Origin of the sequence: Pseudomonas sp. F9001 (genome assembly GCF_013385435.1) — a bacterium.
Classification (GTDB): Bacteria; Pseudomonadota; Gammaproteobacteria; order Pseudomonadales; family Pseudomonadaceae; genus Aquipseudomonas.
This window is the reverse complement of sequence record NZ_JACAPX010000001.1, coordinates 130624-148681: the sequence shown is the minus strand read 5'-3', so window position 1 is coordinate 148681 and position 18058 is coordinate 130624. Positions and strand designations below refer to the sequence as shown.

The following is an 18058-nucleotide window of genomic DNA, read 5'->3' as shown; positions in this document are numbered from 1 at the left end:
GCTATTCCTGTGCTGAAGACCGGCAAAGTCTAGGCGCTTGCAGGCATCGGGGGCCAGCGCTGTGTTCCCTGTACAAACATTCAGTAAATCGTTGAGTGGTTGCTTCCACCGTCGACACTGCTAGCATCGGTCTTTCCAACCCCGCCGCTGCCGCCCAGGCGCCAGCGCCGCACTGCCAAGGACCGCGATGCCACCTGCGCCACTGGATACCCGCTACCAGATCGAGACCCCGGAGGGTATCGACCTGCCCCTGCGCCCGGCCGGCCTGCTGGTACGCTCACTGGCCTTTGCCTTCGACCTGGGTTTGCGCGGCCTGATTCTCGGCATCCTGTTTATCGCATTGGCCTTTCTCGGCAACCTGGGCATTGGCCTGGGTTCGCTGCTGCTGTTCCTCGTCAGTTGGTGGTACATGGTGCTTTTCGAAGTGCTCAACCAGGGCTGCTCGCCCGGCAAGCAGGTCATGGGCCTGCGGGTGGTACAGGACGACGGCACGCCCATCGGCTGGTCCGCCTCGCTGATCCGTAACCTGCTGCGCTTTGTCGACATGCTGCCCTTCGGCTATTTTCTCGGCGCCATCAGTTGCCTGCAACACCCAAACTTCAAGCGCCTGGGCGACCTGGCGGCCGGGACCCTGGTGATCTACCGCGAACAACCGCTTTCCCGCCCGCAAGTGCCCCAGGCCCCGGCGCTGCGCCTGCCGTTCGCCCTTGAGCTGAACGAACAACGGGCGATTCTCAGCTTCGCCGAACGCCAGGGCGAGCTGTCGGCCGAACGGGTCAACGAACTGGCCGCTATCCTGGCCACGCCCCTGCAGGTCTCCCCTGCCCGCGCCGTGGCAGAACTCAACGGTGTGGCCCGCGGATTGTTGGGGCCAGCATGAAACAGAGTCTTTTCGAAAGCCGTCATCAGCCACAATGGCAAGCCTTTGCCGAGCAATTGACGCAGTTGGAGAAAGGCAAAGCCAAAGGCGCCGACTTCGTCGACTTCCCTCATCAATACCGGCAGTTGTGCCAGCACCTGGCCCTGGCCCAGGAGCGCGGCTACAGCAGCTACCTGGTGGACCCGTTGCAGCAGCTTGCCTTGCGCGGCCATCAACAGTTGTATCGTCATCGCAGCCGGATGGGGGCAAACGTGCTGAGCTTCCTGCTGGCCGATTTCCCCAGGCTGGTTCGCGCGCAATGGCCATTTGTGCTGGCTGCCGGCCTGCTGTTCTTTGGCAGCCTGCTCGGCATTGCCTTGCTGGTGTACCTGTTTCCGGACTTGATCTACAGCATCGTCAGCCCTCGGCAGGTGGCCGAGATGCAGTCCATGTACAACCCCGATGCCAGCCGCCTGGGCCGGGCAGCCGAGCGCGCTTCCAGCGAAGACTGGATGATGTTCGGCTACTACGTGATGCACAACATCGGTATCGCCTTCCAGACCTTTGCCGCCGGGCTGCTGTTCGGCCTGGGCAGCGTATTTTTCCTGTTCTTCAATGGCCTGATCATTGGCGCCGTTGCCGGGCACCTGACGCAAATCGGCTACGGGCAAACGTTCTGGTCATTTGTCATCGGCCATGGCGCCTTCGAGCTCAGCGCAATTGCCCTGGCTGGCGCGGCTGGCCTGCAACTGGGCTGGGCGCTGATTGCACCGGGGCCCCTCACCAGAGGCGAATCCCTGCGCCTGGCCGCGCGCAAAAGTGTGCAAATGATTTGTGGTGTGATGGTGTTCCTGCTGATCGCCGCGTTTATCGAGGCGTACTGGTCGTCCACCAATGCCGTGGCGCCGTGGGTCAAGTACCTGGTCGGCACCGCCCTGTGGTTGCTGATGGCGGCCTACCTGCTGTTTGCCGGACGGAATCGCCATGCGCCTGAGTGATGCCAGCGTCGTGATCCGCCCGCGTACCTCCTGGGAGGCCATGGACCTCGGCATCCTGCTGGCCCGGGAACATCGGCTGCTGTTGATGAGCAGTTGGGCCATCGTGACCTTGCCGGTCTTCGCCCTGTTCAGCGTGCTGCTGTGGAATCACCCCACCACCGCGCTGTTGCTGTTCTGGTGGTTGAAACCGGCATTCGACCGCCTGCCACTGTATATCCTGTCCAAGGCCCTGTTCGGCGAAACACCCAGCCTGAAACAAGCGCTGCGCCAATCGCCGCGGCTGCTCAAGGGCCAACTGCTGGCCAGCCTGACCTGGCGGCGCTTCAGCCTCAGCCGTAGCTTCGAGATACCGGTGGTCCAGCTCGAAGGGCTGCAAGGCCAGGCGCGCCAACAACGTCTCGGGGTGTTGCAGCAGCGCAACGCAGGCGCCGCGCGCTGGCTGACCCTGATCGGGGTGCACCTGGAAATCGCCCTGTGGTTCGGGTTGATGGCCGTGTTCTATTTCTTCCTGCCGCAAGAGGTCGAACGCGACTGGGATTGGCAGCAACTGGTGCTCACCGCCGGCCACGACTGGCGTTGGCTGGAGCACCTGACCAACATGTTCTACGCCTTGATCCTGGTGTTCTGGGAGCCGATCTATGTCGCCTGTGGCTTCAGCCTTTACCTGAACCGCCGCACGGTGCTGGAAGCCTGGGACCTGGAACTGGTGTTCCGCCGAATGCGCCAGCGCCTGAGCGGTGTGGCGTCGCTGCTGTTGCTGGTGGCCGGGCTGACGCTGATTCCGCCGATCCCATCGGCATGGGCTGATGAACCGGTTCCCCAAACGCCGCTGACTACACAATCGGCCAGTCACTCGATCAAGACGCTGTTGGAGCAGCCACCGTTCAAGAACCCGGAAACGCTCACTCGCTACCGCTTCGGCGAGGATAAAGCAGCCGACAAAAACAAAGCGGCAGGTGATGCCAAGCTGCCAGCCTGGCTGGAAGCATTGCTGAAAAACCTCAACAGTGATTCGTTCAAGCACATCGCCAAGGGCCTTGAAGTACTGCTCTGGGGATTGCTGGCAGGTGGCCTGGCACTGGTGATCTGGCGCTACCGCGACTGGCTGCATGCCTTTGTCAGCCGCCGCAGCCCGCGCAAACCCAAGGCTGCCAAACCCGTGCCTTCGCAGCTGTTCGGCCTTGAACTGGGGGCTGACACCTTGCCCGAAGACATCGCAGACGCCGCCGAACAGCTGTGGGCAACACAGCCCCGGGAAGCCCTCGGCCTGCTCTACCGTGGGTTGCTCAGCCGCTTGCTGCACGACTTCAACCTGCCGCTGAAAAGTGCCGACACGGAAGGTGAAGTCCTGGAACGTATCCGCCAACTGCAACAACCGCAGCTGCTGGCATTCAGCGGTGAGCTGACCCGTTACTGGCAAAACCTTGCCTATGGCCATCGCCTGCCGCCTGCCTTGGTGCAACAACAGCTATGCAGCGATTGGCGAACCCTGTTCGGCTCGGGAGCGGCGCAATGAATCGGCCGTTGCTGTGGGTCGGGCTGCTGGTCGCGGGCTTGCTGGCAGCAGGCGGTTTTTATGCCTGGCACAAGGCGATTCCTTATCAGGAAGTGGTCGATCGCGGCCCTTCACCCGAAGCCCTGGCCAACCCCTACCTGGCAGCTGAACACTTTCTGCGCCGGCAGGGCCTGGTGGTGGAACATGCCAACAGCCTCGAACGGCTGGCCAGCCTTTCGCCCAAGGGCAACAGCCTGCTGTTGCTGGGCGAGCGCAGCAACATGAGCCCGCCCCAGGTTGATCAATTGCTGCAGTGGACCCGGGCTGGCGGCCATCTGCTGCTGGTAGCCGAAGCGCTGTGGGATGAGGACACCGGTGAAAGTGGCGACCTGTTGCTGGATCGTGTGCAGATACACCAATCCTTCAGTGAAGAATTCGACGCTCCGGCACCCGCGCGTAAAAAGAAAACGCCGGACCTGACCAAACTCTATGTGGACAACGAAACAGCGCCGGCCTATTTCAGCTTCGACACCGACTTCAACCTCACCGACCCCAGGCACCTGGCACAATTCTCGGCCAACAGCGCCCGGTCGACGCACCTGATGCAGGTCAACCTCGGGCAAGGGCGTGTGACCGTGGTCACCGACAGCGACCTGTGGAAAAACCCGGGCATCGGCCTGCACGATAACGCGTGGCTGCTCTGGTACCTGAGCCAGGGCACCCAGGTCACACTGCTGTTCAACACGGATGTCGAGGACCTGTTCAGCCTGTTGTTGCGCTACTTCCCCCAGGCACTGATGGCACTTGCCGCACTGATCGCCCTGGGCCTCTGGCACGCCAGCCTGCGCCAGGGTCCGATCCGGCAACCGGCGCCCAAGGCACGCCGGCAATTGCAGGAACACTTGAACGCCAGTGCCGACTTCCTGTTGCGCCGCAGCGGGCAAGACAGCTTGCTGCAAGCTTTGCAGCGCGACATCCAGCGCACCGCTCGGCGCCGTCATCCCGGGTTCGAACACCTCGATACAGCCGAACAATTGCGGGTGCTTGAACGCCTGACCCGCCAACCCTCCCTTGTTATCAGCCAGGCCCTTGGCCCACCTGCGACGAAACGGCTCTCCAGCGCCGATTTCAGCCGCCAGGTGGCCTGCCTGCAAACCCTCAGGAATGCCCTATGAGCGAATTTCCCGCCACTGACCCGATTCAGCGCGCCAGCCAACTGGCCCAGGCCTTGCGCGTCGAACTGCGCAAGGCGGTTATCGGTCAGGACCCGGTGATCGATGACGTGCTCACGGCGTTGATCGCGGGCGGCCATGTGTTGCTTGAAGGGGTTCCCGGCCTGGGCAAGACCTTGCTGGTACGCGCGCTGGCACGCTGTTTTGGAGGCGAGTTCGCGCGCATCCAGTTCACCCCGGACCTGATGCCCAGCGACGTGACCGGCCATGCCGTATACGACCTGCATACCGAACAGTTCAAGCTGCGCAAGGGACCGTTGTTCACCAACCTGCTGTTGGCTGACGAGATCAACCGTGCCCCGGCGAAAACCCAGGCAGCGTTGCTCGAAGCCATGCAGGAACGCCAGGTAACCCTTGAAGGCGAGGCGCTGCCCATCGGCCAGCCGTTCATGGTACTGGCCACCCAGAACCCCATCGAGCAGGAAGGTACTTACCCGTTGCCCGAAGCCGAACTGGACCGTTTCATGCTCAAGGTGCGCATGGACTATCCCGAGGCACAGCAGGAACTGGACATGGTGCGCGAAGTCACCCGCTCGTCCCGAGCCGACATGCTCGACGTACAGCCGCTGCGCACGGTGCTGCAAGCCGAAGACGTGCTGCTGTTGCAACAGATTGCCAGCGAGTTGGCGCTGGATGAGCAGGTGCTCGACTACGCCGTGCGCCTGGCCCGCACTACGCGCAGTTGGCCGGGCCTGACCATCGGCGCCGGGCCCCGGGCCTCCATCGCCCTGGTTCGCGGTGCACGGGCGCGGGCCTTGCTGCGCGGGGGCGAGTTCGTGACCCCGGACGACATCAAGGGCTGCGCCCTGGCAGTGTTGCGCCATCGGGTGCGTATTGCCCCGGAGCTGGATATCGACGGGTTGGAAGTCGACCAGGTGCTCCGGCAATTGCTGGACCAGGTCCCGGCGCCACGCCAATGAGACGCCCATGAGACCAACCCGCCTGCTGTTGACCTGGCTCGGTGTACTGCTGGGCCTGAGTATCCTGCTCGGCGCACTGGTGGCGCTACAGGTCAAGGTGCCAGACGCCCTGCACTCAGTGACGTGGGGCCTGCTGCTGGCCCTGTTGCTGCTGGCCCTGCTGGATGCCAGCCGCCTGCGCCGCCGGCCGTCCCCGCGCGTGCGACGGCAGATGCCCGGCAGCCTGGCACTGGGGCGCTGGGGGGAAGTGCGGGTAACCCTGGAGCACGATTATCCCCAGCCGTTGGCGGTCCAGGTATTCGATCATGTGCCTGACGGCCTGGCGGTGGAGGACCTGCCGCAATCCATCGAACTGCGGCCCGGCGAGCACAGTGAACTGGGTTATCGGCTAAGGCCCCAAAGGCGCGGGCATTTCAGCTTTACCCGCTGTGAAGTGCATCTGCCCAGCGCCCTGGGGCTATGGTCGGCCCGGCGCCTGATCGACGTCAGCGACGCCACCCGGGTCTACCCGGACTTCGCACGCCTGTATGGCGCGCAGTTGCTGGCGGTGGACAACTGGCTCAACCAGCTGGGCGTACGCCAGCGGCAACGGCGTGGGCTGGGCCTGGAGTTTCACCAGCTGCGTGAGTTTCGCGAAGGTGACAGCCTGCGCCAGATCGACTGGAAAGCCACCGCCCGGCAACGCACGCCCATTGCCAGGGAGTACCAGGACGAGCGCGACCAGCAGATCATGTTCATGCTCGATTGTGGCCGCCGTATGCGCAGCCAGGACGCCGAACTGTCGCACTTCGACCACGCGCTCAACGCCTGCCTGCTGCTCAGTTATGTAGCCTTGCGCCAGGGCGATGCCGTAGGGCTGTGCACCTTTGCCTGCGACCAGCCGCGCTACCTGGCGCCGGTCAAGGGCAGTGGCCAGCTCAACCTGTTGCTGAATGCGGTGTATGACCTGGACACGTCCCGGCGTACGGCCGATTACCAGGCGGCCGCCAGCCAACTGCTGGCCCGGCAGAAACGTCGCTCGCTGGTGATCGTAGTGACCAATTTGCGGGATGAGGAAGATGAAGAGTTACTCAGCGCCGTAAAGCGCATCAGCCGCCAGCACCGGGTAATGGTCGCAAGCCTGCGGGAGGAGATCCTTGACCAGTTACGCCAGGCTCCCGTGCAAACCCTGCCCGAAGCCCTGGCCTACTGCGGCACGATCAACTATCTCAATACCCGGGACGAACTCCACGACCGCTTGAACGCCCACGGGCTGTCGGTACTGGACACACTGCCTTCGGACCTGGGTGCCGCCCTGGTGACCCGCTACCTGGGCTGGAAAAAAGCCGGCGCGCTATGAACGCCGGATGCAGCACCTAGGCAGAGGCCTGCAACGGATCAAAGCTGAAGTAATCCAGCAGCGCGCTGATCACCTCCCCATATTCGGCAGGGGCCTGGGATATGCTGAACCCGGAATCGTAATGCTGGGGGTTTATATCCTCATGACACCACAGGCAGGTGGCCGTGAGGTCTACCGCCTGCACCTCACCCTCAGGCCCGGGGATCTTCAAGCGCAGCTCGAAATCCACATCGACCATCATGGGTAACTGGCTGATCAACATCAGGCCCTGCTCGGAAACATTGCCCAGATAGCCGATTGGCTTGTCCGTCAGGCGGTTGAACACTTGAAGGAAGCAAGGTAACTGATGCCGCTCGATCCGTCGGTGAGTAAACATGATGAGGTCGCCATCCAATGGCCATATATGTGGCCGCTCCAGTGATTCGAAACGAGCCTGAGGGCCCGCTCTCCCCGGATATCGGTGCGACAACCGCAAACGGGTTGCCACTTTTACAGCTGCCAAATCCGGGAACGCCATCCGTTTGAATAGAAACTTATACAAACTGACATTCAAAGATTAGCCCAAGACTGGCAACGAGCCAGCTATGGCATGACAAATATCATCACAACGACGCCGGCCGCGGCTGGGCAACGCTCGCGCCGGGGTAATGCCCCAGTTGCTGCAGGGTATCCAAACGGGCACGGGCACGGAATGCGTACTCGCTCGCCGGGTACTGGCTGATGATGAACTGATAGGTTTGCGCCGCATCGACAAACAGCTTCTCGCGCTCCAGGCACTGCCCGCGCAACATCGAGACTTCCGGTTGCACGTAGCGCCGGGAACGGCTTTCACGGTCGACCTGGGACAACTCAAGGGTGACCCGCTGGCAATCGCCCACACCGTAGGCGCGGTACGCATTGTTCAAATGATGGTCCATCGACCAACGGGTGCAGCCGACAACACTGACGGCCAGGGCAGCAATGATCACGATTCGCATGGGGGTTCTCCTGTCTTGTGCAGTGTATCGACCCTTCATCGAAAATCTTCAAGGTTGTTCATCTGTTCATGCAGAGTGAAAACAAGCGAATCATCGATAAGTAGTGCAAACGAACAATGACTACAACCAAAGAGCATAGTAGCCTTCCCCAGCGCTTGAACTCAGGAGTCCGTGCATGTCCGTCCGTCGTACCAAAATCGTCGCCACCCTTGGCCCGGCCAGTAACTCGCCGGAAGTCCTCGAACAGCTGATTCTGGCTGGCCTGGACGTTGCCCGTCTGAACTTCTCCCACGGCACCCCGGACGAGCACAAGGCTCGCGCCAAGCTGGTGCGTGACCTGGCCGCCAAGCATGGCCGCTTCGTGGCGTTGCTGGGTGACCTGCAAGGCCCGAAAATCCGTATCGCCAAATTTGCCAACAAGCGGATCGAGCTGAAGATCGGTGACCAGTTCACCTTCTCCACCAGCCATCCCCTGACCGAAGGCAACCAGCAAGTCGTGGGTATCGACTACCCGGACCTGGTGAAAGACTGCGGCGTGGGCGACGAACTGCTGCTGGACGACGGCCGTGTGGTAATGCGCGTCGACACCGCCACCCCGACCGAACTGAATTGCACCGTGATCATCGGCGGCCCGCTGTCGGACCACAAAGGCATCAACCGTCGCGGCGGTGGCCTGACTGCCCCGGCCCTGACTGAAAAAGACAAGGCCGACATCAAGCTCGCCGCCGAAATGGAAGTGGACTACCTCGCGGTATCCTTCCCGCGCGACGCCGCCGACATGGAATACGCCCGTAAACTGCGCGACGAAGCCGGCGGCACTGCCTGGCTGGTGGCGAAGATCGAACGCGCCGAAGCCGTAGCCGACGATGAAACCCTCGACGGCCTGATCAAGGCTTCCGACGCCGTGATGGTTGCCCGTGGCGACCTGGGTGTGGAAATCGGTGACGCCGAGCTGATCGGTATCCAGAAGAAAATCATCCTGCACGCACGTCGCCACAACAAGGCGGTGATCGTTGCGACCCAGATGATGGAGTCGATGATCCAGAACCCGATGCCAACCCGTGCCGAAGTGTCCGACGTGGCCAACGCCGTGCTCGACTACACCGACGCCGTGATGCTTTCGGCTGAAAGTGCGGCTGGCCCGTACCCGCTGGAAGCCGTGCAGGCCATGGCACGCATCTGCGTCGGCGCTGAAAAGCACCCGACCAGCAAGACCTCCAGCCACCGTATCGGCAAGGTCTTCGAAAGCTGCGACCAGAGCATCGCCCTGGCGGCCATGTACACCGCCAACCACTTCCCGGGTGTGAAAGCGATCATCGCCCTGACCGAAAGTGGCTACACGCCGTTGATCATGTCGCGCATCCGTTCCTCGATCCCGATCTACGCGTTCTCCCCGCACCGCGAAACCCAGGCCCGTGCGGCCATGTTCCGCGGCGTCTACACCGTACCGTTCGACCCGGCATCGCTGCCGCCTGAGCAAGTCAGCCAGGCCGCGATCGACGAGTTGCTCAAGCGCGGCGTCGTGGAGAAAGGCGACTGGGTCATCCTGACCAAGGGCGACAGCTACCACACCATCGGCGGCACCAACGGCATGAAGATCCTGCACGTTGGCGACCCAATGGTCTGATTGACCGCTCGCTGAAAAACAAAAGCCCTGCCATGTGAATGGCGGGGCTTTTTGCATTGCAAATTGGCTTGTGTGTTGGCTTTACTGGCCTATTCGCGAGCAAGCCCGCTCCCACATTTGATCGCGTACATCCTGAAGAAACACGGTCGAATGTGGGAGCGGGCTTGCTCGCGAAGACGGCCGACCAGTCAACGCTCATTCATCTCCGAGTGATAAACCCCGACAACGCCGCAATCGCCTCCGGCGACTTCAACCTCTGGGTAAACAACGCCCCCTCCTCCTCGATCACCTTGCGCAACTGCTCGCGATCAACGCTTTTCATCAGATGCTTGCTGACCTGTACCGCGCCCGGCGCCAGGGTCTCAAACCGTCCAGCAATTTCCCGGGCCTTGGCCAGGGCCGATTCACCGCTGCCCAATGCCTCGGTGGCAATGCCCCAGGCGGCAGCCTGTTCGCCGGTGAACCCTTCACCCAGCAGCAGCAACTCCGCCGCCTTGGCATGCCCCAGCAAGCGCGGCAGGATCAAGCTGGACCCAAACTCCGGACACAGCCCCAGGTTGACGAACGGCATGCGCAACCGTGCATCCCGGCTGACATACACCAGGTCACAATGCAGCAGCAGCGTCGTGCCAATTCCCACCGCCACGCCCGCCACTGCCGCAATCACCGGCTTGCGGCAGTTGAGCAAGCTGCGCATGAAATTGAAGACCGGGCTGTCGAGATCCGCCGGCGGTTGTTCGAGGAAGTCGCCAATATCGTTACCGGCGGTGAAGCAATCGCTGCTGCCCTGGATCAGCACGGCATTCACGCTGGTATCGGCATCCGCCTGCTCCAGCGCCTCGGCCAATTGGCTGTACATGGCGCGGGTCAGGGCATTTTTCTTGTCCGGGCGATTGAGCTGCAAAATCAGCAACCCGCGTTCGCGTTGCTGCAGGATGGCATCGGTCATGACAAATCTCGCGGCTGGGAAATTCAGCGCTCAACCACGGGGCAGGAACACATCGGCCAGCAGTTGATTGCGCGGCAGTCCGGCCAGGAACAGGCGCTTGGAAAAGGCCTCGACACTGGCCGGGTGCCCGCAGAGTAAAGCCAGAGTTTGCCGGGAAACAAGCCGCAGTTGCGCCAACGCCTGCGTCACCTCAGCCGCTGTCCATAGCTCAACGGTCACGTTCGGATGCGCACCAGCCAGCTGGGCCAATGGCCCGGCGAGGTAATGACCGCCCGCGTCATGGGCCAGGTGAATGACCCGGATGGCGCCCTGGTGATCCTGGCGCAAGGCCTCGCGCAACACGCCCCATAGCGGGCCGAGTCCGGTGCCCGAGGCCAGCAGCCAGAGCGGCCGCGATTGCCAGTCGGGGTCGTACTGCAAGGCGCCGCCCCGCAATTCGCCCAGGCGCAGGCTGTCACCGGCCTTGAATTGGCGGGCGGCGTCGCTGAATTCGCCGGGCAGGCGGCAATCGATGTGAAATTCGAGAAACGGATCTTCCTGGGGCAGGCTGGCCAATGAATAAGGCCGCGCAACGCTGCCGGCCCACAACACCAGATGCTGCCCCGCCCGGTAGCGCAAGCCGCGTTCGGGTTGCAGCCGCAGGCGCAGTACACTCGGGGTCAACCAATCGACGCTCAACACCGTCGCCGGCAACCCGTCACGCAGCGGGTCGAAGGCTTCGACCTGCAAGTCACCTGCGACCTGGCACTGGCACGCCAGGCGCCAGCCATCCTGGCGCTGCGCCGGGCTCAGGGCATCCGGCTGGTTGTCCTGGATATCACCCTGGCAACGCACCAGGCAGGCATGGCAGCTGCCGGCGCGGCAACTATAAGGCACGGCCACGCCCGCCTGGTTCAGGGCATCCAGCAGGTTGCTGCCGGCGGCTACCGACCAGTGGCGTTCACCGACGTGAAGTTCAGGCATCAAGGGTCTCGGATCAAAAAGGCGTCTACAGGGAATCACGCCCCGTAGAGTTTGACCATAGTCGGGTGTATCGGCCACCGTGGCGGGTTATACTGCCGCGCCTTTTTAGCGTCGCGCCTGCACCACTTTGGCGTGCCTTGGAAAGGTGGCTTCAGCCGACCGATGCAACACTGACGCCACCTTTATTGAATGTTCCCTTATAGAGGAGCGCGACTCATGACCGTGATCAAGCAAGACGACCTGATTCAGAGCGTTGCCGACGCCCTGCAATTCATTTCCTACTACCATCCCGTTGACTTCATCCAGGCGATGCACGAGGCCTACCTGCGCGAAGAATCGCCAGCGGCCCGTGACTCCATGGCTCAGATCCTGATCAACTCGCGCATGTGTGCCACCGGCCACCGCCCGATCTGCCAGGACACCGGGATTGTCACCGTATTTGTACGTGTAGGCATGGACGTGCGCTGGGATGGCGCCACCATGAGCCTGGACGACATGATCAACCAAGGCGTGCGCCAGGCCTACAACCTGCCGGAAAACGTCCTGCGGGCTTCGATCCTCGCCGACCCGGCCGGTGCGCGTAAAAACACCAAGGACAACACCCCTGCCGTGATCCACTACTCCATCGTCCCGGGTAACACCGTGGAAGTGGACGTGGCCGCCAAGGGCGGTGGTTCCGAGAACAAGTCGAAAATGGCCATGCTCAACCCGTCCGACTCGATCGTCGACTGGGTGCTCAAGACCGTTCCGACCATGGGCGCCGGCTGGTGCCCACCGGGCATGCTTGGCATCGGCATCGGCGGCACCGCCGAGAAAGCCGCGGTAATGGCCAAGGAAGTGTTGATGGAATCCATCGACATCCACGAGCTGAAGAAGCGCGGCCCGTCCAACCGTATCGAAGAGATGCGCCTGGAGCTGTTCGAGAAGGTCAACCAACTGGGCATCGGCGCCCAGGGCCTGGGTGGCCTGACCACCGTGCTCGACGTGAAAATCATGGACTACCCGACCCACGCGGCTTCGCTGCCGGTGTGCATGATCCCCAACTGCGCCGCCACCCGTCACGCGCACTTCGTGCTCGACGGTTCGGGCCCTGCATCGCTCGAAGCGCCACCGCTGGACGCCTACCCGGAAATCGTCTGGGAAGCCGGCCCGTCGGCCCGTCGCGTCAACCTCGATACCCTGACCCCGGAAGACGTGCAGAGCTGGAAGCCGGGCGAAACCGTGTTGCTCAACGGCAAGATGCTCACCGGTCGCGACGCCGCGCACAAGCGCATGGTCGAGATGCTGAACAAGGGCGAAACCCTGCCGGTGGACCTCAAGGGTCGCTTCATCTACTACGTCGGCCCGGTTGATCCGGTGCGCGAAGAAGTGGTGGGGCCTGCCGGTCCGACCACCGCCACGCGGATGGACAAGTTCACCCGCCAGATCCTCGAGCAAACCGGCCTGTTGGGCATGATCGGCAAATCCGAGCGCGGCCCGACCGCTATCGAAGCGATCAAGGACCACAAGGCGGTTTACCTGATGGCAGTGGGCGGCGCGGCTTACCTGGTGGCCCAGGCCATCAAGAAATCCCGCGTCGTGGCGTTCGCCGAGCTGGGCATGGAAGCGATCTACGAGTTCGACGTGAAAGACATGCCGGTCACCGTTGCCGTTGATAGCAAGGGCGAGTCGGTACACATCACCGGTCCTGCCATCTGGCAGAAAAAGATCAGTGAAAGCCTGGCGGTAGAAGTGCAGTAAGCATTTCCCCTGCAAGGATAAAAGGCGACCACTACGGTCGCCTTTTTTTGTTTCATGCACCTCTCACTGTGGCGAGGGAGCTTGCTCCCGCTCCAGTGCGCAGCGCTCCCATTTTTTTGGGGCCGCTACGCGCCCCAGCGGGAGCAAGCTCCCTCGCCACAACAGCCATGCGCCTCATGCTATGGTGCTCGCCCCCAATTGCACTGTTCATCTTCGTATGATTGCGATTCCCCGCCCGCTGCGTTTGACCCTCTACTCCTTGCTGATCATCGCCGGCGCGGTACTGGCTGCCGCCCTCGCTACCCGCCACGCCGAACGCCTGGCCCTGGTGGATGACGCCGCCCGCGCCAATCAGCAGCTCATGCTTTATGGCAACTCCCTGCACACCCTGATCGAACGTTACCGCGCCCTGCCCGCCGTGCTGGCCCTGGACTCGGAAATGATCAGCGCCCTGAAGGGCCCGCTGGACACCGCCACCCAGGATTTGCTCAACCGCAAGCTGGAGCGCATCAACGGCGCCGCCCAGTCCTCGACCCTGGAACTGATGGACCGCAACGGCCTCGCCGTGGCCGCCAGCAACTGGAACCTGCCCAGCAGTTATGTGGGGCACAACTACGCGTTTCGTCCCTACTTCAGCCAAACCCTGAGCCAGGGCACCGGGCGTTTTTATGCAGTGGGCGTGACCACCGGAATTCCGGGGTATTTCCTCTCCAGCGCGGTGGTCGGCGAGAACGAACAGTTCCTCGGTGCCATGGTGGTCAAGCTGGAGTTCCCGGAACTGGAGCGCGAGTGGGCCCAGGGCAATGACTTGCTGCTGGTCAGCGATGCCCGGGGCATTGTGTTTATCGCCAATCAGCCGGGCTGGCGCTACCGCGCACTGCGTCCGTTGTCGGACAGCGACCACGCCGAACTCAAGGCCACCCGCCAATACGACAAGAAACAATTGCTGCCGCTGGACACCGAAGCCTTGCAACGCTTTGACGAAAACAGCCACCTGATGCGCGTCGACGGCCCCGACGGCAAGGCCAATTACATTTGGGAATCCCTGCCGCTGAAGGCCGAAGGCTGGACCTTGCACCTGCTGCGCAAGCCACAATTTGCCTTTGAAGACCAACGCAACGCCGGCCTCGCCGCCGCCGGCTCGTGGCTGGCGCTGGTGTTCCTGGTGCTGTTCCTGACCCAGCGCTGGCGCCTCGCCCGCTTGCGCCAGCGCAGCCGCGAAGAACTTGAACAACTGGTGGAAGAACGCACCCGCGCCCTGCGTACTGCCCAGGATGGCCTGGTGCAATCCGCCAAACTGGCAGCGCTGGGGCAGATGTCTGCTGCCCTCGCTCACGAAATCAACCAGCCATTGACCGCCCAGCGCATGCAGTTGGCGACTCTGCGGCTGCTGCTGGACCACGGCCGGGTGGACGACGCCTACCAGGCCCTGACCCCGCTGGACGACATGCTCACACGCATGGCCGCGCTCACCGGCCACCTCAAGACCTTCGCCCGCAAGAGCCCCAGCGGCCTGCGCGAACGCCTCGACCTGGCGACGGTGGTGGACCAGTCCCTGCACTTGCTCGATGCGCGCCTGCGGGACGAAGCCATCGGCACCGTACTGGACCTGACCCGCCCGGCCTGGGTACGCGGCGACGCGATCCGCCTCGAACAGGTGCTGATCAACCTGCTGCGCAACGCCCTCGACGCCATGGCCGACAAGCCACGCAAGCGCCTGGAGATCCGTCTGCACGCCGATCAGCAGCTATGGCACCTGACCGTCAGCGACAGCGGCGGCGGGATCGCCGAGGAAAACCTCAACAGCGTGTTCGACCCGTTCTTCACCACCAAGCCGGTGAGCGACGGGCTCGGCTTGGGGCTCGCCGTGTCGTACGCTATCGTCCACGAACTTGGCGGGCGCCTGAGCGCCGGCAATCAAGGTGACGGGGCGATCTTTACCCTGACCTTGCCCATCGCGCTGGAGACACCAGACCTATGTTGAATGCGGTGATTGTGGTCGACGACGAAGCCAGCATTCGCACGGCCGTCGAGCAATGGCTGAGCCTGTCCGGCTTTGAGGTGCAGTTGTTCAGCCGCGCCGAGGAATGCCTGGCGCAATTGCCCCGGGACTTTCCCGGGGTGATCCTGAGTGACGTGCGCATGCCCGGCCTCAATGGCCTGGAGTTGCTGGCCGAAGTGCAGCGGCGCGATGCCGACCTGCCGTTGATTTTGCTCACCGGTCACGGCGATGTGCCGATGGCCGTCGAGGCCATGCGTGATGGCGCCTACGACTTCCTCGAAAAACCCTTCAGCCCCGAGGCCCTGCTCAGCAGCCTGCGCCGGGCGCTGGACAAGCGCGGGCTGGTGCTGGAAAACCGCCGGTTGCATCAGCAGGCCGATCACCGGGCCCAACTGGAATCGAGCCTGCTGGGGGTGTCCCGGGGTTTGCAGAACCTGCGCCGGCAAGTCCTGGACCTGGCCGGCTTGCCGGTCAATGTGTTGATTCGCGGCGAAACCGGCAGCGGCAAGGAACTGGTCGCCCGTTGCCTGCATGATTTCGGCCCCCGGGCAAAGAAGCCGTTTGTGGCGCTGAACTGCGCGGCGATTCCCGAGCAGCTGTTTGAAGCCGAGCTGTTCGGCCATGAAAGTGGCGCGTTTACCGGCGCCCAGGGCAAGCGCATCGGCAAGCTGGAATACGCCAATGGCGGCACGCTGTTTCTCGATGAGATCGAAAGCATGCCGCTGGCCCAGCAGGTGAAATTGCTGCGGGTGTTGCAGGAGCAAAAACTCGAACGGCTCGGTTCCAATCAAAGCATCAAGGTGGACTTGCGGATCATCGCCGCCACCAAACCCGACCTGCTGGACGAAGCTCGCGCCGGGCGTTTTCGCGAGGACTTGGCCTATCGCCTGACCGTCGCACAACTGCGCCTGCCACCGCTGCGGGAACGCCGGGAAGACATTCCCCTGCTGTTCGAGCACTTTGCACAAAGCGCCGCCGAGCGCCTGGGCCGCAACTTCGCGCCGCTGAGCGGACCCGCGCTGGGGCGCCTGCTCAGCCATGACTGGCCGGGGAATGTGCGGGAGCTGGCCAATGCCGCGGAACGCCAGGTGCTGGGGCTGGGTGAACCGGAGCCGGAAGGCATCGAAGCCGGGCAATCGTTGGCGGCGCAGCAGGAAGCATTTGAAGCCCATTGCCTGAAAGCCGCGCTGACCCGGCACAAAGGCGATATCAAGGCGGTGCTGGCCGAGCTGCAGCTGCCACGGCGCACCTTCAATGAAAAAATGCAGCGCCATGGCCTGGCGCGGGATACGTTCCTCTAACCCGATCGTTCCCACGCTCCGCGTGGGAATGCAGCTCTGGACGCTCCGCGTCCGCCCTTAAAATCGTGACGCGGAACGTCACAGGATGCGCGCCCACGCAGAGCGTGGGAGCGATCTTGGTCGGCGGATTTCCGCTCATCCCCCTTGATTCATCAGCAATTTTCCGCTCAAAAATTTCCGCAAACCCTTCTAGACCGGGCCTTCATCGGCTTGGCACAGCTCCTGCTATAGCCCAGCCAGGCTGCGCTTCCGCGCGCTCCACAAAAACAATTAGATGAAGGATCCTTAAATGGATAACTCCAACTCCCTGCCTCTGGGGTCGGCGACTGCGCCGGCAAAAGGACGCACCACCTCCAGCCGTATCAGGTCGATCTTCAGCGGATCGGTCGGCAACATGGTCGAGTGGTACGACTGGTACGTCTATGCGGCTTTCTCCCTGTATTTCGCCAAGACCTTTTTCCCGAAAGGCGACACCACCGCCCAGCTCTTGAACACCGCCGCGATCTTCGCCGTGGGCTTCCTGATGCGCCCGATTGGTGGCTGGCTGATGGGCCTGTACGCCGACAAGGTCGGGCGTAAAAAGGCCTTGATGGCGTCGGTCTACCTGATGTGCTTCGGCTCGCTGCTGATTGCCTTGAGCCCGGGCTATGAAGCCATCGGTATCGGTGCGCCGATCCTGCTGGTATTCGCCCGCTTACTGCAGGGGCTGTCGGTCGGCGGTGAATACGGCACCTCCGCCACTTACCTCAGCGAAATGGCCACCAAGGAACGTCGGGGCTTCTACTCCAGCTTCCAGTACGTGACCCTGATCTCCGGCCAGCTCATCGCCCTGGCGGTATTGATCGTGCTGCAACAATTGCTGACCACCGAACAGCTGTACGACTGGGGCTGGCGTATCCCGTTCGCCATCGGCGCCCTGTGCGCGGTAGTGGCGCTGTACCTGCGTCGTGGCATGGAAGAAACCGAGTCGTTCACCAAGAAAGAAAAGGCCAAGGAAAGCGCAATGCGCACCTTGATGCGCCACCCCAAGGAACTGATGACCGTGGTTGGCCTGACCATGGGCGGCACCCTGGCGTTCTACACCTACACCACCTACATGCAGAAATACCTGGTGAACACCGTCGGCATGAGCATCTCCGACTCCACCACCATTTCGGCGGCCACGCTGTTCCTGTTCATGTGCCTGCAACCCATCATCGGCGGGCTGTCGGACAAGGTTGGCCGCCGGCCGATCCTGATCGCCTTCGGCGTCCTCGGCACCCTGTTCACCGTGCCGATCCTCACCACCCTGCACACCATCCAGACCTGGTGGGGCGCGTTCTTCCTGATCATGGCGGCGCTGATCATCGTCAGCGGCTACACCTCGATCAACGCCGTGGTGAAGGCCGAATTGTTCCCCACCGAAATCCGCGCCCTGGGTGTTGGCTTGCCCTATGCGCTGACCGTGTCGATCTTCGGCGGCACCGCTGAATACATCGCGCTGTGGTTCAAGAGCATTGGCATGGAAACCGGTTACTACTGGTACGTCACCGCGTGTATTGCAGTGTCGCTGTTGGTGTATGTGACCATGAAGGACACCCGCAAGCATTCGCGGATTACTACGGACTAAGGGTTCTGCCAGGATAAAAAAGGGGCTGTGTCAGTGTATGACACAGC

15 protein-coding genes are annotated in these 18058 nt (G+C 62.6%); 11 read left to right on the top strand and 4 right to left on the bottom strand.

Annotated features, from left to right (window positions below):
- Positions 1-187: 187 nt before the first annotated feature.
- Genes HX818_RS00730 through HX818_RS00705 form a run of 6 tightly spaced genes read left to right on the top strand, consistent with a single transcriptional unit; the run spans position 188 to position 6843 of the window.
- On the top strand, positions 188-880 hold the full coding sequence (locus HX818_RS00730) for an RDD family protein (protein ID WP_003214165.1): 693 nt from the start codon (positions 188-190) through the stop codon (positions 878-880).
- Entirely contained in the window at positions 877-1857 is a 981-nt protein-coding gene (locus tag HX818_RS00725) for a stage II sporulation protein M (RefSeq protein WP_087694641.1), read from the top strand. The genes HX818_RS00730 and HX818_RS00725 overlap by 4 nt, the downstream gene beginning before the upstream one ends.
- A complete protein-coding gene (locus tag HX818_RS00720; RefSeq protein ID WP_177019300.1) occupies positions 1844-3373 on the top strand; it encodes a DUF4129 domain-containing protein in 1530 nt (509 codons plus the stop codon). The genes HX818_RS00725 and HX818_RS00720 overlap by 14 nt, the downstream gene beginning before the upstream one ends.
- Positions 3370-4527: a DUF4350 domain-containing protein gene (locus HX818_RS00715; RefSeq protein WP_177019299.1), complete on the top strand. Its 1158-nt coding sequence runs from the start codon at positions 3370-3372 to the stop codon at positions 4525-4527. Before HX818_RS00720 ends, HX818_RS00715 begins: the two co-directional genes overlap by 4 nt.
- The gene (locus HX818_RS00710) at positions 4524-5504 is read left to right on the top strand and encodes a MoxR family ATPase (protein WP_008432346.1); all 981 of its coding nucleotides are present in this window, start codon (positions 4524-4526) and stop codon (positions 5502-5504) included. The genes HX818_RS00715 and HX818_RS00710 overlap by 4 nt, the downstream gene beginning before the upstream one ends.
- A 7-nt stretch (positions 5505-5511) precedes the next feature.
- Positions 5512-6843: a DUF58 domain-containing protein gene (locus tag HX818_RS00705; RefSeq protein ID WP_177019298.1), complete on the top strand. Its 1332-nt coding sequence runs from the start codon at positions 5512-5514 to the stop codon at positions 6841-6843.
- Between the two features lie 16 nt (positions 6844-6859).
- Here the strand turns inward: HX818_RS00705 and HX818_RS00700 are convergent, their stop codons facing one another.
- Positions 6860-7219 (bottom strand): PilZ domain-containing protein, encoded by a 360-nt coding sequence (locus HX818_RS00700; RefSeq protein WP_177019297.1) that lies wholly within the window; start codon positions 7217-7219, stop codon positions 6860-6862.
- 226 nt (positions 7220-7445) lie between these two features.
- Positions 7446-7820, bottom strand: coding sequence for a tol-pal system YbgF family protein (locus HX818_RS00695; protein WP_003214151.1), 375 nt, complete (start codon positions 7818-7820; stop codon positions 7446-7448).
- A 175-nt stretch (positions 7821-7995) separates the two neighbouring features.
- On the opposite strand from HX818_RS00695, the gene pyk reads away from it, so the two are divergent.
- Positions 7996-9447, top strand: coding sequence for a pyruvate kinase (gene pyk, locus HX818_RS00690; protein ID WP_003214149.1), 1452 nt, complete (start codon positions 7996-7998; stop codon positions 9445-9447).
- A gap of 199 nt (positions 9448-9646) precedes the next feature.
- Here the strand turns inward: pyk and HX818_RS00685 are convergent, their stop codons facing one another.
- Positions 9647-10396: an enoyl-CoA hydratase-related protein gene (locus HX818_RS00685; RefSeq protein ID WP_177019296.1), complete on the bottom strand. Its 750-nt coding sequence runs from the start codon at positions 10394-10396 to the stop codon at positions 9647-9649.
- A 30-nt stretch (positions 10397-10426) separates the two neighbouring features.
- A complete protein-coding gene (locus tag HX818_RS00680; RefSeq protein ID WP_102605688.1) occupies positions 10427-11359 on the bottom strand; it encodes an iron-sulfur-binding ferredoxin reductase in 933 nt (310 codons plus the stop codon).
- A 216-nt stretch (positions 11360-11575) separates the two neighbouring features.
- On the opposite strand from HX818_RS00680, the gene HX818_RS00675 reads away from it, so the two are divergent.
- From HX818_RS00675 to HX818_RS00660, 4 genes are all read left to right on the top strand, one after another.
- Positions 11576-13099, top strand: coding sequence for a fumarate hydratase (locus HX818_RS00675; RefSeq protein ID WP_003214142.1), 1524 nt, complete (start codon positions 11576-11578; stop codon positions 13097-13099).
- A 217-nt stretch (positions 13100-13316) separates the two neighbouring features.
- Positions 13317-15083 (top strand): ATP-binding protein, encoded by a 1767-nt coding sequence (locus HX818_RS00670; protein ID WP_177019295.1) that lies wholly within the window; start codon positions 13317-13319, stop codon positions 15081-15083.
- Entirely contained in the window at positions 15077-16402 is a 1326-nt protein-coding gene (locus HX818_RS00665) for a sigma-54 dependent transcriptional regulator (protein ID WP_177019294.1), read from the top strand. Before HX818_RS00670 ends, HX818_RS00665 begins: the two co-directional genes overlap by 7 nt.
- A 289-nt stretch (positions 16403-16691) precedes the next feature.
- Positions 16692-18011 (top strand): MFS transporter, encoded by a 1320-nt coding sequence (locus HX818_RS00660; RefSeq protein ID WP_003214136.1) that lies wholly within the window; start codon positions 16692-16694, stop codon positions 18009-18011.
- Positions 18012-18058: the final 47 nt, after the last annotated feature.